Origin of the sequence: Endobacter medicaginis, from assembly GCF_014192375.1 — a bacterium.
Taxonomy (GTDB): Bacteria; Pseudomonadota; Alphaproteobacteria; order Acetobacterales; family Acetobacteraceae; genus Endobacter; species Endobacter medicaginis.
In genome coordinates this window covers 70,459-87,184 of the sequence record NZ_JACHXV010000010.1, presented here as the reverse complement: position 1 = coordinate 87,184, position 16,726 = coordinate 70,459, and the positions used below count along the sequence as shown (strand labels likewise).

Annotated in this window: 11 protein-coding genes; 4 read left to right on the top strand and 7 right to left on the bottom strand. The window is 67.9% G+C overall.

Annotation, left to right across the window (positions count from 1 at the left end):
- Positions 1 to 8 precede the first annotated feature (8 nt).
- Positions 9 to 3,029 (bottom strand): glycosyltransferase, encoded by a 3,021-nt coding sequence (locus tag FHR90_RS12720; protein WP_176624397.1) that lies wholly within the window; start codon positions 3,027 to 3,029, stop codon positions 9 to 11.
- Between the two features lie 100 nt (positions 3,030 to 3,129).
- Positions 3,130 to 3,654, bottom strand: coding sequence for a protein-export chaperone SecB (locus tag FHR90_RS12715; RefSeq protein WP_176624395.1), 525 nt, complete (start codon positions 3,652 to 3,654; stop codon positions 3,130 to 3,132).
- Positions 3,655 to 3,871: 217 nt separating this feature from the next.
- Here FHR90_RS12715 and FHR90_RS12710 point away from each other — a divergent pair, with 217 nt between their 5' ends.
- Both FHR90_RS12710 and FHR90_RS12705 read left to right on the top strand, forming a co-directional pair.
- The gene (locus FHR90_RS12710; protein ID WP_183275342.1) at positions 3,872 to 5,020 is read left to right on the top strand and encodes a Fic family protein; all 1,149 of its coding nucleotides are present in this window, start codon (positions 3,872 to 3,874) and stop codon (positions 5,018 to 5,020) included.
- Positions 5,021 to 5,078: 58 nt separating this feature from the next.
- Positions 5,079 to 6,275 (top strand): glycosyltransferase family 61 protein, encoded by a 1,197-nt coding sequence (locus tag FHR90_RS12705; RefSeq protein ID WP_176624835.1) that lies wholly within the window; start codon positions 5,079 to 5,081, stop codon positions 6,273 to 6,275.
- A 12-nt stretch (positions 6,276 to 6,287) separates the two neighbouring features.
- Here FHR90_RS12705 and FHR90_RS12700 read toward each other — a convergent pair whose 3' ends face one another.
- A complete protein-coding gene (locus tag FHR90_RS12700; protein ID WP_183275341.1) occupies positions 6,288 to 8,702 on the bottom strand; it encodes a membrane-bound PQQ-dependent dehydrogenase, glucose/quinate/shikimate family in 2,415 nt (804 codons plus the stop codon).
- Between the two features lie 44 nt (positions 8,703 to 8,746).
- Positions 8,747 to 10,444 (bottom strand): M3 family oligoendopeptidase, encoded by a 1,698-nt coding sequence (locus FHR90_RS12695; RefSeq protein ID WP_176623815.1) that lies wholly within the window; start codon positions 10,442 to 10,444, stop codon positions 8,747 to 8,749.
- A gap of 222 nt (positions 10,445 to 10,666) precedes the next feature.
- Here FHR90_RS12695 and FHR90_RS12690 point away from each other — a divergent pair, with 222 nt between their 5' ends.
- On the top strand, positions 10,667 to 13,942 hold the full coding sequence (locus FHR90_RS12690) for an efflux RND transporter permease subunit (RefSeq protein WP_176623813.1): 3,276 nt from the start codon (positions 10,667 to 10,669) through the stop codon (positions 13,940 to 13,942).
- A gap of 4 nt (positions 13,943 to 13,946) precedes the next feature.
- On the opposite strand, the gene FHR90_RS12685 is transcribed toward FHR90_RS12690, so the two are convergent.
- From FHR90_RS12685 to FHR90_RS12675, 3 genes are read right to left on the bottom strand one after another with little or no spacing between them, the layout of a single operon-like run.
- The gene (locus FHR90_RS12685; RefSeq protein WP_176623811.1) at positions 13,947 to 14,351 is read right to left on the bottom strand and encodes a baeRF12 domain-containing protein; all 405 of its coding nucleotides are present in this window, start codon (positions 14,349 to 14,351) and stop codon (positions 13,947 to 13,949) included.
- 30 nt (positions 14,352 to 14,381) lie between these two features.
- Complete coding sequence (locus tag FHR90_RS12680) at positions 14,382 to 15,302, bottom strand: SAM-dependent methyltransferase (protein ID WP_183275340.1); 921 nt, start codon at positions 15,300 to 15,302, stop codon at positions 14,382 to 14,384.
- Positions 15,303 to 15,313: 11 nt separating this feature from the next.
- Positions 15,314 to 15,706: a DUF423 domain-containing protein gene (locus tag FHR90_RS12675; protein ID WP_176622209.1), complete on the bottom strand. Its 393-nt coding sequence runs from the start codon at positions 15,704 to 15,706 to the stop codon at positions 15,314 to 15,316.
- A 51-nt stretch (positions 15,707 to 15,757) separates the two neighbouring features.
- Here FHR90_RS12675 and pip point away from each other — a divergent pair, with 51 nt between their 5' ends.
- Positions 15,758 to 16,705: a prolyl aminopeptidase gene (gene pip, locus FHR90_RS12670; protein WP_176622211.1), complete on the top strand. Its 948-nt coding sequence runs from the start codon at positions 15,758 to 15,760 to the stop codon at positions 16,703 to 16,705.
- The last annotated feature ends 21 nt before the right edge of the window (positions 16,706 to 16,726 follow it).

The window sequence follows — 16,726 nt, the reverse complement described above, 5'->3', positions numbered from 1 at the left end:
TCTCGTGTTCAGTTGGCGGGGACGTCGAGAGCGACGTGGGAAATTACATCGTTGATGATCGCACCGAGCGCGTGGCGGTATTCGGCACGGCTGTTCTCGCGCTCGAGGCGTACCAATGCATTATGGCGCACCGAGATCCAGCGCTCGCGATCGGTGTAGAGCTCGACGATACGGTCGGCGAACTGGGCCGGGTTGTCGGTGCCGCCGGACATGATTTCCACCCGGTCCGACCAGCCGACCTGGCTGCACAGAAGCTGTGTGGCGACGATCGGCAGGCCGTACGACGACGCCTCGTGTACCTTGAACGGAATGCCGCCGGCGAACCGCGTGGGGGCGACGAAGATCCGGTGTGCGTCATACAGCGCCTCGAGATCGTCGACAGGGCCGATCAGGTTGACGCGCGGATTGGCGGTCAGCGGTGACAGGTCCACGCTGGGGTTGATGAAGCCGGCGACGTTGAAGCGCACATCCGGTGGCAGCCGGCCGTCGACCAGCGGCAGTACGTGCTCGACGAACCATTCGAGGCTGTCATGGTTGGGCGAGCCCGGATCGTGCAGCGCGCCCAGAAACAACATGTCGCGGCGCGCGCTGAACGGGCTGAACGTCGCCTGCGGTTCCTTCATGTGGCCCAGCACGGCGACGTTGTCGAACCCGACGCGGCGGATCAGGGTGGCGTCGCGCTCGTTCACCGCGATGATCTTCTGGCAGAAATAGGCGCAGTCGAGTTCGCGACGCAGTGCGGTCTCCATCGGCTCCTTCGAGGCGATGCCGAGCACGCGATCGCGCTCGGCGCTGCGCGGTGCGGCGATCGCCTCGGTGTCGAGGACGAAGCCATGCGCGGGCAGCGCGGTCGAGTTGTCCGACAGCACGCCGAGCAGCCGCTCGAGGTTATGCGTCCGGCCGACCCAGACGACGTCGTAATAACCGGCGCGGCTCTCGATGAAGTCCGGCAGGTCATCCTGATCGCGGTCGTAGATCACCTCCACCGTGTCGGGGAAGTCGCGGTAGATGTTGATGAAGGTGGTGGGCGATTTGTAGATCGGGAACACCGTCACCAGATGGCCGAGCGAAGCCATGGTGCGCACGATGTCGTTGGAGCGCACATAGCCCGCGCCGAGATGACGCAGCGGCACCCGGTCCTCGATCAGCAGGATGCGCTTCTGGCCATTGCGCGCGGTGCGGGCGAACAGCGCGTTGCGCGCCCGCGGCGGGTGCTGGTAACGCAGCCAGTCGCGATGCTTGCGCTGGAAGATGCCGTGGTTGCGCAGCATCAGCCGCGTCGAGGCGGCGGAGCTGGCCGAGCCGTATTCGAAATGCTGCACCACCAGGGCCGGGTCGTAGACGATCCGATACCCCGCCTTGCGCAGGCGGACGCACATGTCGGCCTCCTCGTAATAGGCCGGCTTGTAGTCGACATCGAAGCCGCCGAGCTGACGCACCAGCTCGGTGCGCACCAGCAGGAAGGCGCCGGAGCAGAAATCCACGTCGCGGACGAAATTGGCTTCCGGAATGTTGGGGTCGGCATCGCGCAGATAGCCGAAGGTCGAGCCGTCGCGCCAGATGATGCTGCCGCCTTCCTGGAGCATGCCATTGGTGCGGATCAGCTTGGTGCCGACGGCGCCGATATTGGGTTCGCTGAACAGCCGCCGCAACGACAGCGCCACCGCGTTCAGCCCGATCTGGAGGTCGTTGTTGAGATACAGCACTGCCGGGCCGGTGACGAAGTCGAGGGCGCGGTTGCACGCCTCGACGAAGCCGGCGTTGTAGCGGTTGTGGATGATATGCGCGCCGCGGACGTAGCGTTCGAGATGGCGCGTGTCGTCATAGGATTTGTTGTCGACGATGATCAGCTCGATATTGCCCGGGTAGTTGGAGCGCAACGAGGCAAGCGCCAGCATCGTCAGCGGAAACTTGTTGAACAGCACAACGATGACGCTGATTTCAGCCGGACCGCGCAGGGTGAAGTCGAGCGTGGTGTGGGCGAGCTGCGGCAGCAGGTTGTCGGCGGCGACCGCGAACAGGTGCTTGGTCTGCTTTTCGTCCGGCACCGCCACCTTGTCGCTGCCATGCCCGCCGGGCGGGCGCCGGGCGATCCAGTGGGCGAACGCGTCGCGGAAGGCGCCGCCCTCGAGATCGATGCGCACCGAGCCACCGAGATAATATTTTAGCAGATCGATGCCCTGGGCGGGCGCGCGGCGCTCGGCGGCGCCGTGGCGGATGAAGTGTTCGTAGTTGTTGCGGAACACCCCGTTATCCACCGCAACCTGCACGTCGGGATAGGTTGCCGCGTAATATTCCTCGCTGAACCAGGCGCAGGGCAGATAGGCCTGCGGCGTCGGGTTGCACAGGTAATGGTGCAGCGGCGACAGATACGCGCCGCTTGCCACCAGCTCGCGTACTTCGGGATAGGTCTGCTGATACCAGTCCGGGTCGAAATACCACGAGACGCGGGCATTGGCGCCGGTCTCGGTGTCGTCATGCAGATACTGCATGAACGCACCACCCCGATCAGGCCGCAGCAGCGACTGGGTCGAATTGAGCAGATAGACGGCGCCATCGAAGAACCAGTGCCCGTTGCGGTGCTCGGCATCGCCGATACGCAGGTAATGGTCGTAGCCGTTCTTGGCGCCACTTTGCGCGATCACGCGCTGGTTGAGGTCGCGATTGTATTTCAGGTAGTAACGCTCGTCGAACAGCCAGTGCGGCGGCCGGATCGATTCACGATATCCGTCATTGCAGTAATGGACGAAGCCGGATGGAACGAGACCGTTGGCGACGGCATCCGCCACGTCGCGGTTCATGCCCATGTAGTATTTCTCGTCGAAATACCGGTTCGGTGAATGCAGCAACTTCGCGCCGTGCTCGCGATAGTAGGTCTCGACATCGCCGATGCCGAGTTCCGCCATGGCCTCGACCACTTCGGGGTAGCTGGACAGATACCACTCCGCGTCGAACCGCGACCATACAGGGGTGTCCGGCTGCGCGGACTGGAGATCGGCTTGCGGTGCGGAGAAGGCAGTCTCTGACATGTCGAACTCCTGCGGCGACGGGCGCGCGGCGTGCAGCACTGCCCGATCATGGGATTACAATGACGTCAGTCAGGCCCTTGCGTCTACGACTGATGGCGGATCAGGCGCCCTGGGTCCGCTTTTGCTCGAACAGGGCGGAAAAATCGAACGGTTGCAGGAGCAGCGGCGTCATGCCCGCGTCGCGGGTGATGTCGGCGATCTGGTTGCGCGCCGCCGGGAACAACAGCCGTGGTGCCTCGACGAACAGCAGCGCATCGACGACATCGGCGGGTACATCCGCCAGCGAAACGATCCCGGCATAGGCGATATTGCAGTTGTAGGCCGGCGTCGGCCCCTCGACGGGCTGATCGGCCGCATTCACGACGCTCGAGGTCGCGGTCGCGACGATGACGACCGAGACCTCGAAATGCGGCTGGTCGGGGCTGAGGCGCATCACCCGGACGTCGAAGCTGATCTCGACCAGCGGCTGCGTGCGGCGCTGCGCGAAGAAGATCGGTGCGCCGGGAATCTCGAACGAGCTTGCCTTGAGATACTGGGCATTGAGGATCATGCGTGGCGCCGACCCCGCCCCAGCCGCTCCCGCCACCGAGTCTCCGGCGGCAGGGGCAGTTTGCTGCTCGGCCATGAATTCTCCGTATCCTTTCGCGCGACCGCCGGTCCCGGCCGTCGGGCCGGATAGCGGATCCACCATCTGCAGCCGCGTCGCCCATCATAGCCCCGCCGCGTCTGACGGCAACCGGGTCCGACCCGGTTGGCGGCGACATCTCGGCCTGTGGTAACGCTTCGCTAACCTTGCGGGCGCATCCTCGCACCGAGACGACCAGCTTTCGGGAGATCGGTTGATGGATGTGGAGCGGGATCGGGCAGGTGCCGACCTGCCGGGGGCGGACGTGGTCGGCCTCGAACGCGCCGCCCTGCGCCTTGGTGCCCTCGGCGGATTGCAAGACGGCCTCGCCGGGCAGGACGGCCCGGGGCGCGAGCCGGGAGTGCTGTCGCCGCTGCTGCTGCGAGACCTGCTGCTCTGCGCCGCCGACCCGGGCCTTCCGATGGCCATGCCTGCCGCCCCGGCGGGGCTGTCGCCCAGCCTGCGCGACCTGCTGGTCTGCGAGGCGCTCGGCCCGGGCGACAGGCCGCCTGCCGCCGTGCATCTGCTCGCCAATACCATACATGCCGCCGAGATCGGGCTTTCTGCGGTCACGTCGCAGGGGCACGCGGCCCTTGCCGTGCCGCTGTTGCGCGAGATGCATGCGGCCCTCTGTCACGGGCTTGCGGTACCCGGCCGGGGGGGCATGTTTCGTCCCGCGATGGCGGGCGGCCCCATGGAGCCCTCCATCGAGGCACTGCTGTCGGGCCTGGCCGGCCCCGACAGCCATGCGCCGCTGCTGCTGCGCATGGCGCAGTTAGGGGCCGGTTTCGCGGAGCTCGCGCCGTTCGAATTCGGCAGCCCGGTCCTGGCCCGCCTGCTGCCGGGGCTGCTCGCCGCCTGCGAGGGATTCGTCCCGGTCGTGGTGGCGCCGATCCCGGACCGCCGGTCGGCTTCCGGCTTCCAGCCCTATTTCGACGCCATCGCCCTGGCCGCCCAGCGCGCGCACCGCCTCGCGCTCGATATCGCACGGTGCCGCGAAGACTGGCTGCGGCGCCTGATCGCGCTGCGTTCGGATGCGAATGCGCGCCGCCTGGTCGATCTGCTGGTGGACCGGCCCGTCATCACCGCCGGTGGGGCAGGCCGGTGGCTCGGCGTGTCCTTCCAGACCGCCAATGCCGCGGTGGCGGCGCTGGTCGCCCACGACATTCTCGCTCCCCTCGGCGGCCTGCGGCGCAACCGTGTCTTTGTCGCGACGGAGTTGTTCCGCCCCGCTGCCCCCGCAGGCGCGCCACTTGGCGTCACGGCCCTCATGTCCGACCGGGCGGTGTCGGTCTGGCCGTCGAGGTCGGACCGTGTCGCGTCTTCCAGGACCGACGGAAGCTGCATCGCCGCGATCGCCGATTGACGGCCGGCCCGCGTTGCGTGGACAGTGAAGCGGTCTCTGCGCGATCGGATTGAGGGCGATGCACATCTCGTTTGCCGGCTTCGAGATCTATCGAGACGGCGGTTTCCCCGGCCGCACCGAGACGCTCGAAGCCCTGATCGCCGATGGTCCGCGCAGCAGCGTCGGCCTCGAACACGCCGTGGAGCTGTTCCCGCCGGCCTGCTATCACCGTCCGGCCTTCGCCTTCGCCTGCGACAGCGAAGCCTTCGCCGCCGCGATTACCGGTGGCTGTGACTCCATCAACCGTCAGTATGTCACGGCGCCGGCGGTCATGCTGGCCGAGCTGGTGAATGCGCGCATCAGCGGCGGAATGGTCGCCACCGTGGCCGGCGACAGGACCGCGACCCTGTACGAAACCGATGCCCAGGCCGCGCGACGGGCGGTGACGGGATTTCCTGGCGGCGAGGGGCACCACGGCCATGTGCCGGCCGTCGCGGACGAGTTCCTGCCCGTGCCTCCGGACGGAATCGTGCTGTGGCTCGGGGATGGCGAGAGCGTCGAGGAGCGCGTCTGGCTGACCGATCATCTCGCCCGGCTGGCGGCGGTGACGGTTCCACGGCGCGGTTCCCGGCGGATCGACATCCTGCTCGAACGCGGGACGCCGGCCTCCGACTTCCAGCGTCAGGGGGCGATCGCCGCGATCATGGGTGAGCGCCCCTATCGGCTGACCTTCCTCGATCCGGCGCGCTGTTATGGTGTCGAGCGACTGGTGGTGATCTCTCCGGTCTCGCAGCCGCCCTTCCTCAAGTCGCCGCATGCGCTGCGCCACCTGCGCGATGTCGTGGCGGCGACCACGGGCACGCTGCCGCCGCCGGTGCCACGCAAGTTCTATGCCTTCGACAGCACCGCTCCCGGCCTGCCGAATGCCGCCAACCAGGAGGCGCTGGTCGCCTATCTGCGCGGCGAGGGTTTCAGCATCGTCGATCTCTCGCTGCGTTCCTTCAAGGAGCGCGCCGATCTTTTCGGCAGTGCCGAGCTGGTGGTGGGTCCGATGCAGTCGGCCCTCGCCGGGACCGTGTTCTGCCGTCCCGGCACCGCGCTGGTCTATCTTGCTGCCGAGGACGAGCCCGACCCCTTCTTCTGGGACCTCGCCGCCTGCTGCGCGCATCGCTACGCTGCCTGCTACGGCACGCCGGATGCCGGTGGATTCACCGTGGAGCCCTCCGTGCTGGTCGATGCGCTGGCCCTGCAATGGACCGCCCTCGTCCAGGGCTGACGATGGGCCCGGTTACGGAGCCTTCGGCAGGGCGTAGGCGATGACGTAGTCACCCTGTTTGGTGCCAAAAGAGCCGTGGCCGCCATCGGCGGTCAGGATGAACTGGCGGCCGTCGGCCTCGTAGCTCATCGGCGTGGACTGCCCCCCGGCCGGCAGGCGGTCGGACCAGATCTGCGCACCGCTGGTCACGTCATAGGCACGGATGTAGTCGTCCTGGGTGCCGGTGAGGAACGCCACTCCACCCGCGGTGACCAGCGGGCCGCCGAGCGACGGCACGCCCATCCTGAACGACAGCGGCAGCGGCGAGCTGTCGCGGATGGTGCCGTTCTTGTGCATCCAGATCACCTTGTTGGTCTTCAGGTCGATCCCGGCCATGTAGCCCCAGGGCGGCCGCTTGCAGGGCAGGCCGATCGGCGACAGGAAGGCGTGCAGATCGACGCCATAGGGCGTGCCGTACATCGGCTGCACGCCGATCTCGCTGCCCGAGGGATGCGCGGCGTTCGGGGCGGCCGGATTGTTGGGTCCGCGCGGGATCAGCTTCGAGACGAAGGGCAGCGCGATCGGGTTGGCGATCGCGATCTGGCGCACCGGATCGACCGCGATGCCGCCCCATTCGAACATGCCCAGATTGCCCGGGAACACCAGCGTGCCGCGCTCCGACGGCGGGGTGAAGGTCCCGCGATAGTCGAGCTGATGGAACTGGATGCGGCAGACGAGCTGGTCGAAGATCGTCGCCCCCCACATGTCGGCCCCGGTCAGCAGCGCCGACGGCCGTACCGTCAGATCGGAAAACGGCTGCGTCGGCGAGGTCCAGTCGCCGGGGGCCGCCCCCTGCGGCACCGTCTGCTCGGGCGCGGGCACGATCAGCTTGCCGTCGCGTCGGTCCAGCACGAACAGGTTGCCGGTCTTGGTCGGCACATAGATCGCCGGGATGGTGCCGGAGGCGGTCGGCACGTCCACCAGGCTGGGCTGCGATGGCACGTCCATGTCCCACAGATCGTGATGCACGGTCTGGTACGACCACACACGGTGGCCGGTATTGATGTCCAGCGCGACGATGGCGCTCGCATAGCGCTCGGCCAGCTTGTCGCGGTGGCCGCCCCAGATGTCGGGCGTCTGCACGCCCATCGGCAGGTAGACCAGACCGAGTTTTTCATCGATCGAGGCGGTGATCCAGGAATTGGGCGAGTTCTTGGTGTAGTCGCGCGAGTCGGTCGGCAGCGCGTTCTCGTCCTCAGCACCTGAATCCCAGGCCCAGAGCAGCTTGCCGGTGTCGGTGTCATAGCCGCGCACCACGCCCGAGGGTTCGTCGGTCGAGTAGTTGTCGATCACTGCACCGTTGACGACGATCACATGCGCGCTCACCGCCGGCGGCGAGGTCGGCTCGTAGAAGCCCGAGGTCTTGACCGGCATGCCGGCATTAAGATCGACCACACCGTTGTCGCCGAAGCCCTCGCAGCGCGCGCCGGTGGCGGCATCGAGCGCGAACAGCCGCGCATCGTTGGTCGGCAGATAGATGCGGCGCGCGCAGAGCGCGGCCGCGTCGGCGCTGCTTTCGTGATACGACACGCCGCGGCAGGTCAGGTGCTGGAAGGTCGGGTTGTCCCTGACCTCGGGGTCGAATTTCCATTTCAATGCACCGCTCGCGGCATCGAGCGCGAACAGGATCTGGTGCTGCGAGCACAGATACACCGTGTCGCGCACCTTGAGCGGCGTGACCTCGAACGTCGTCTCGCCGGAATCCTGTGCCGTCTGCCGATCGCCGGTGCGGAAAGTCCACGCGACCGTGAGCGCGCCCACATTGGCCGGCGTGAGCTGGCGCAGCGGCGAGTAGCGCAGCCCGTAGCCGGTGCGGCCATAGGCCCACCAGTCACCGTCCGGCTGCGCCGAGGCGGCACCCTGCAGGTCGGTCTTCGCCCCGTCGGCATCCGCGAGCTGAGTGGCGGCCCGGGCGATCCCGGGCAGGTCGCCGGCGAGATCGTCGGGCGTGTGGATGAGGGCGGCGATCGCCACGACCCCGGCCACCGCCAGCGAAGCGCCCAGCGCCAGCGCCCCGCCGTCGATGCGCGTCCGCCGCGCCGGCACGGACGGTGCGAGACCGCGGCGCACGACGGGCAGCAGCAGCCACAGGCCGATCGGGAAGATGACATCGCCGCGCGGCACGAGCGCCCACCAGTTCAGACCGATCTCCCAGACCGCCCACGCGGTGGTGGCCAGCACGATCGCCGCATACAGCCACAGCGCCGCCCGCCGGCGCGCCAGCAGCAGCCCGGCGGTGACCAGCAGTCCGAGACCCAGGCCCAGGTAGGCGAGGCTGCCGCCGAGCCGGCCCAGCAGCGCGCCACCGATGACCAGCGCCAGCCCCATCAGGGCGATGACGATGCCGGTAAGGACCAGCAGGGCCGGTGTACGTTGTTTGGTCACCATGGTCGAAGCGGTCTCCTGGTGGTGGGCAGGTTCAGGCGGCGGATTCAGGCGTGGGGGGCGAGTTCGAGGGTGCGCGCCGCCTCGTCGACCACCTCGACCAGGGCGCGTTCACCGAATGGCGAGGCGAGCTGTGCGTGGCGGACCAGCTCGGTGAACGGCCGGCTGCCGCCCAGGGCGGCCAGCCCGACATAGGAGGCCATGGCGGCTGCGTGGTCGCGCCGGTCCCACAGCCAGTACTGCATCGCGCAGCACAGTGCGAGCGCGTAGTCGATATAGTAGAACGGGTGGCCGTAGATGTGGTGCTGCGCCTGCCAGCGGCCGCCCATCGCCGGGTAGCCGAGGTCGCCCCAGTCCCGCCACGGCATATAGGTGCGCTCCAGCCGATGCCACAGCGCGTGGCGCTCGGCCGGGCTCATCGTCGGGTTGGCATAGACCTCGTGCTGGAAGTGATCGACGCAGACGCCATAGGGCAGGAAGGTCAGCGAACCGATCAGGTGCATGCGCCGGAACCGCGCCGCATTGTCCTCGCCGACCAGCAGCCCGATCTGCGGGTAGGTCAGGAATTCCAGCCCCATCGAGTTGATCTCGGCCGCCTCCATGGTCGGCCACAGCACGTCGATCCCCGGCAGGAAGCGGCTCTCCCAGTTCTGGAAGGCGTGGCCCATCTCATGGGTGAAGACGTTGATGTCGTGATGGGTGCCGTTGAAATTGGCGAAGATGAACGGCACTCCGTCGGTCGGAAATCCGGTGCAGAACCCGCCGCCCGCCTTGCCCGGCCGGTTGCGCAGGTCGAGGAACCCGCCATCGACCATGGTGGCGTAGAACGCGCCCATCCCTGGGTCGAGCCGGTCGAACATCGTGCGAGCCCGCTCGACCAGCGTGTCGTGATCGCCATCGGGGGTGGGGTTGCCGCGCGGATCGATCAGGCTCTCGTCCCAGGCGTGCAGGCTCGGCCAGCCATTCTCCGAGCGACGCTGCTCCATCAGTGCCGACACCAGCGGCACCACATGCTGGCGCACCTGCTCGCGGAAGCGGGCGACGTCGCCGGGCGCGTAGTCGACGCGGCGCATGCGCCGGTAGCCGAGCTCGGTGTAGTCGGCGAAGCCCAGCTTGCGGGCCATCTCGTGGCGCAGCCTCACCAGCCGGTCATAGATCGAATCCAGTTCGTCGCCGTGGCTGGCGAAGAAATCCCAGCGCTGCCGCTCGGCCTCGTGGCGCAGCTCGCGGTCGAGATTCTCGGCAAAGGGCGCGAGGCCCGCGAGATTGACCTCGCGGCCGCCGATGTGCAGGCGCGCCGAGGCGAGGATCTCGGTGTGGCGCGCGACAAGGCGCGATTCCTCCTCCAGATCGGCGGCGATCGCCGGGTTGAAGGTGGTGATGTCGGTGCGCCAGAGAGCGGCGACGTGCGGATCGAGCTGATCCTCATGGCGCTCGAGCAGCCGACGCTTGAGGGCGACGTCGTGGCCGGTGATCACGGGCGCCAGACGGTCGGCATATTCACGCCGCGCCTTGGCCTGCGCATCGGTGGTGTCTTGGACGAAGCGCAGATGCACCATCGCCGACCAGCTCTCCAGTCGCCGGCGCAGCACGTCCCAGTCCGCCAGCACGTCGCGCACGCCCGCCGCGCCGAGTGTGTCGAGCCGGTGGTCGAACTCAACATAGGCGGCTGCCAGCGCATCCGTCTGCGGGGTCTCGCCGTCCAGCCGGTCGCGGATGGTCTCGAAATGCAGCGTCTTGGTCATTGCGAAAGGCTAGCCAGATTGGGCGAGGCCTACAATGCCGCAGACATCTTCTTTTTCTGAAGAAAAATAAGCAAAAAGACTTTCATCCGATTGTGGTGATCTGAAAGAATATGGCCGCAGGACCCATCGTTTATACTTGTAAAAGTTCTTTGGTGCTTTCTTTCAAGAAAGAACAAACAACCTTTCCATTGACAACGACCGCCGCCCGGGCACGATGCCCGGGTGAACCCCACCGCCCCCTTCATCGCGCGCCCGGTCGCGACGCTGCTGCTGGCCATCGGGCTGCTGCTCGGCGGCGTACTGGCCTTCACGCGCCTGCCGGCCTCCGACCTGCCCGCGCTCGACCTGCCGGTGATCCTGGTCGCGGTACAGCAGCCAGGCGGCACGCCGAGCGAGGTCGCGGCCAACGTCGCCGCCCCGATCGAGCGCCATCTCGGCCAGATCGCCGGGGTCGACCAGATCACTTCCGATTCCACCCAGAGCGGCGCGCAGATCGTGGTGCAGTTCGACAGTTCGCGAAACGTCGATGCGGCGGCGCGCGATGTGGAAGCGGCGTTGCAGGACGCGCGCCTCGACCTGCCGACCTCGATCGTCGGCGCGCCGACCTATTTCAAGATCAACCCGGCCACGTTTCCGATCTACATCCTCAGCCTGACCTCGCCGACCCGCAACGAGTTCGAGCTCTACGACTTGGCCAACAACCTGATGCAGCGGCGGCTGTCGAACATCAAGGGCGTCGGTCAGGTGCAGATCTTCGGCAGCTCGAAGCCGGCGGTGCGTGTCGAGCTCGATCCGCTCGCGCTGTTCCAGCTCGGCCTTGGCCCCGAGGACGTGCGTGCCGCGCTGTCGAACGCCAATGCGCAGTCGCCGAAGGGCTTCATCGATCAGGGCCCCGATCGACTGATGCTGGAGACCAACGACCGTGCCCGCAAGGCCGCCGATTTCCGCGGCCTGATCATCGGCTGGCGCAACGGCGCGCCGATCCATCTGTCAGATGTCGCCACCCTCACCGACGCCGGCGAAGACCGCAAGACGGTGTCCTATTTCAACGGTCATCGCTCGGTCGCGGTGGTGGTCAACCCGCAGACCTCGGCCAATGTCATTCGCGTCAACGACACCATCCGCGCCATCCTGCCGCAGATCGTGGCCGCCCTGCCGCCGGACGTGCACATGGATGTCTCGCTCGACCGCTCGGTGATGATCCGCTCGTCGCTGCACGAGACGGCAATGACGCTGCTGCTGTCGGTGGTGCTGGTCGTGCTGGTGGTGCTGGCCTTTTTGCGGAGCTGGCAGGCGGTGATCATCCCGGCGGCCGCGATCGCGATCTCCATCGTCGCCACCTTCGGTGCGATGGAACTGGCCGGCTATTCGCTCAACACGCTGTCGCTGATGGCGCTGACCATCGCGGTCGGTTTCGTCGTCGACGACGCGATCGTGGTGCTGGAGAACGTCGCGCGCTTCATGGAGATGGGGTATTCGCGTCGCGAGGCCGCCCTGCGCGGTGCCGGCGAGGTCGCCTTCACCGTGATCTCCATCACCGTCTCCCTGGTGGCGGTGTTCCTGCCGCTGCTGCTGATGCCCGGCATCGCCGGCATGCTGCTGAAGGAATTCTCCGGCACCATGGTGATGGCGGTGAGTCTCTCGCTGGTGGTCTCGCTCACGCTCGCGCCGATGCTGTGCTCACGCATCCTGACGATTGCCGCCCATGACGCGGAGGCGCATCCCACGCGTGGCTTCGGCCGCATCTTCGAGCGCGGGGTGGCGGCGATCACGCGTGGCTACGAGCGTTCGCTGGTGCGCGCCCTGCGCCACCGCCGGCTGCTGCTCGCCTCGGTGCCGTTTGCCTTCATCGCCACCATCGCGATGGTGGTGGTGATCCCCAAGGAGATGATGCCGAGCTCGGACACCGGCACGCTGCGCGGTATCCTGCGCGGTGAGCCGTCGATCTCGTTTTCCAACATGAACGCCAAGCTGCTTCAGGCGCAGACGGCGGTGCTTGCCGATCCCGATGTCGAATCCCTCGTTGGCTTCATCGGTGGCGGCGACAACGGCAGTCCCGGCAATACGGCGACCTCGTTCATCAAGCTCAAGGACAAGGCGGACCGTACCGCCTCGGCCAGCGAGATCGGCGAGCGCCTCAACCGCTCGCTGCGCGACATGGTGGGGGCGGAGTTCCACGTCTCGTCGGGTTCGATCTTCGGCAATGGCGGGCGCTCCTCGGACGCTACCAACCAGTACACGCTGCACAGCGACAATGCCGCCGATCTCGACATCTGGATGCCGCGTCTGGTGGAGGCGCTGCGCCGCCGGCCCGAGCTGTCGGATGTCAGCTCCGATCACGACCGCGGCTCGCAGCAGGCGTCGATCCGCATCATCCGCGAGGCGGCGGCGCGCTACGGTGTGACGCCGCAGATGATCGCCAACACGCTGTTCGACTATGTCGGCCAGCGTCAAGTCACGCAGATGCACGAGCCGCTCGGCCAGTATGCGGTGGTGATGGAAGCCGCCCCCCGCTACAGCGACAACGCTTCCCTGCTCGACCACACCTGGGTGACGATTTCCGGCGGCAGCCCTTCGGGCAGTGCCACCTCCAACACCATCGCCACCGCCTCGTCGGCCTCCAGCACCGTCGACCAGCGTGCGCAGAAGAACGCCCAGACCAACGCGCTCGCCGGCGGCAGGGGCGCCTCCACCGGGCAGGCGATCTCCGCATCGGTGGAGAGCCGCGTGCCGCTCGATGTGGTGGCCCGCGTCGAGCCTTCGCTGGCAGCCCTCACCGTTTCGCACGACAACGGGTTCGCCGCCGCCACACTGTCGTTCAACCTGCCCAAGGGTGGCTCGCTGGCCGCCGCCACCGCCGCGATCAATCAGGAACTGGTGGCGATCCATGCCCCGTCCTCTTTGCACGGCGCGCTGGCGGGGGACGCCGCCGAGAGCCAGAAATCGGCCTTGAACGAGGTTTTCGTGCTGATCGGCGCGCTCGCGCTGATCTACGTCACCCTCGGCATCCTCTACGAGAGCTTCGTCCACCCGATCACCATTCTCTCCACCCTGCCCTCGGCGGGTGCGGGCGCGGTGCTGGCCCTGCTGGTCACGGGGCAGAAATTCTCGATCATGGCGCTGCTGGCGATCGTGCTGCTGATCGGCATCGTCAAGAAGAACGCCATCCTGGTGATCGACTTCGCCATCCAGGCGGAGCGCGAGGAGGGACTGTCGCCGATCGACGCCGTGCATCGCGCCTGCGTGCTGCGTTTCCGCCCGATCATCATGACCACGCTGGCCGCGGCCTTCGGTGCCATCCCGCTGGTGGCAGGCCATGGCTACGGCTCGGAAATCCGCCGGCCGCTCGGCATCGCCGTGATCGGCGGTCTCGTCGTCAGCCAGGCACTGACGTTGTATTCGACGCCGGCCGTCTATCTGTTCCTCGATCGGGTCGGACACTGGGCGGCGCGCCGACGCGACCGGGGCATCGCCCGGCTGGTCGGCGCGTCGCGCTGAGGCCTCACGCCTTCTCGAGCGCCTTGGCGATCTGGGCCGGGCTCTCGTGGGTCAGGTCCTTCGACAGGGTCCTGATCGTCGCCGCCTGAACGCTCTTGTGGGCCGCGTCGCGGAATTCGCCCAGCGAGGTCGGGTCGGCGATCACCACCAGATGTTCGGCCTTCTTCTGTGCCACCATCTGCTCGATCGTCTGGGCGAGCTCCTTGATGAAGGTCGCGTGCGCGGTCTGCTTGACCGACTGATCCTCGGGCCGCGAGCCGGACGGCCCCTGGCCGCTGAACTGGCCGGGCTTGAGACGGCGTTCCTCGCGCAGTTGCGGCGATTCGGAATCGCGTGCGGTGTTGCGATACAGCACCGCCTGTCCGCCATCGGCGACGACGACCAGCGTGTCATGCGGAATCTGCGTCATTGGGGGCCTCTTTCCTGCGGTTGAGCGACCTCAACGCGCCGGACCGCCGGTCGTGTCCCGAAAGAATGTCAGTTCATGGCGGTTATGCGACAGGTGCAGCAGCCGCGCGCCCGGCAGGGCGGCGAGCGCGTCGGTCGCGGCATGGTCTGTGCTGCCCTGGTACTTGATCGTGCAGACGATGCGCGGTGCCAGCGCGCTGTCGATCCAGCGCGACAGCAGCCCGTGCAGGCGCTGCGGATAGGCGATGATGTCGGAAAACAGCCAGTCGGTGGCGAAGGGCTCGATGCCGAACGCGCTCTCCTGGCGCACTGTCACGTTGGGCAGCGACGCCACTGCCGGATCGAGCGGTGCGCGATCGACCGAAATCACCTCCGCACCCAGGGTCGCCAGCGCCCAGCTCCACCCGCCGGGCGAGGCGCCAAGATCGACACAGCGTTCCCCCGGAAGCGGCCAGTATCCGAGCCGGGCCAGCGCTTCCCACAGCTTGAGATAGGCGCGCGACGGCGGCCCGGTGCGATCCTCCTCGAAGCGGCATACCCCTGCCGCGAACGGGCTGGTCCTGGTCGGGCTGGCCAGCAGCAGCCCCGGCTCGAGCAGCGTCCACGCGCCGAGCGGCGCCGTGGGTGCGGCCTGTGGAAAGCGCAGTGCCGCGGCCTTGACCGGCGGCAATGCGGCGGCGATCAGCGCGCTGCGGCGATGCAGCTCGCCCGGCTGGTGCGCCCAGTTGCGCTGGATCGCGCGCAGGGCACGGGCCGCCTCGCCGATCGAACCGATCGCGATCGTGCGTGGATCGGTCCAGATGTCGAGCGCCCATGGCGTCTCCACCGGTGGCTGCGTGGACAGGGCGAGGCCATGATGCCAGCGCTCGATCGTCACCCCGCGCCGGGCGAGGTCCTCGGCGAGCGGCACGTCCAGCGCCTCGTCGGCGAGATAGGCGCTGCGGATCGTCATTGTCTGCTGCCTCAGCCCGCGGCCGCGGCAGCGACGAGCGCCGCCCAGGAGAGGATCAGCAGCGTGCCGCCCACCGGCGCGATCGGCCAGCCGGGGGGTGCGCCGAGGGCGGCGGCGTAGACCGCGCCGCTGAAAGCGAGCGTGCCCAGCACGAATCCGGTGCCGGCGAGGCTCAGGACGCGGCTGTGACGCCGTTCGCACAGGGCAGCGATGCCGAGCAAAGCCAGCGCGTGCCAGATCTGGATCTCCAGGGCGGTGTGCGCCAGAGCGAGCCCGGTCGGGGCGACGCCCGCGGCGCGATGGGCAAGCAGGGCGGCGATGACCATCCCGCTCGCGCCGAACAGGCCGGCGGCGGCCAGCCAGAGGCGGGTGAGGGGGGCGAGGCGCTGTGTCGTCGTCGGCATGCGGTGCTTCTAGCCCGGGACAGGGCTGGCGAAAAATGCTTCGATGCTGGCATGCCGCGCGGTGATCTCTATCCCCATATCGCCCCCTACGAGACCGGATATCTGCGGGTCGGCGACGGGCATGTGATCTACTGGGAGCAGGTCGGCCATCCGGCCGGCCCGGCGGTGCTGTTCCTGCATGGCGGGCCCGGCGCAGGGGCGGGCACCGTGCACCGGCGCTTCTTCGATCCCGGTTTCTGGCGGGTGGTGATCTTCGACCAGCGCGGGGCGGGCCGCTCGCGCCCGCTGGGCGAGCTTGCCGCCAACACCACCGCGACGCTGATCGACGACATCGAGATTTTGCGCCGCCATCTCGGCATCACCGACTGGCTGCTGTTCGGCGGCTCATGGGGCTCGACCCTGGCCCTGGCCTATGCGCAGGCCTGTCCCGACCGGGTGCTTGGCCTCGTGCTGCGCGGCGTGTTCCTGGGCCGGCGCAGCGAGGTGGCGTGGTTCCTGCACGGGCTGGCGCAGTTCTTTCCCGACGCGCACGATACCTTCGTCTCGCACCTGCCCGAGGCGGAGCGCGACGACCTGCTGGGCAGCTACCTGCGCCGGCTGACCGATCCCGACCCGAACGTCCATGGCCCGGCGGCGCGCGCCTGGTCGACCTATGAGGGGTCATGCAGCACGCTGTTGCCGGCCCCCGAGGGGGTGGCGAGCTTCGCCTATGACCGCGCCGCGCTGGGTCTGGCCAGGATCGAGGCGCATTACTTCGCCCACGACCTATTCCTGCCCGAGGCCGGGCTGCTGGGCGGGATGGACCGTATCGCGCACCTGCCGGGCGAGATCATCCAGGGCCGCTATGACATGATCTGCCCGCCGGTCAGCGCGTTCGAGCTCGCCGCCGCGTGGCCGGCGGCGCGGCTGAACGTGATCCCGGCCGCCGGGCACTCGGCTCTGGAGCCAGGCATCCGCAGCGCGCTGATCGCGGCGGTGGAGCGCTTCCGCGCGCGCTGAAGGGTGTCATGCGGCAGCTCC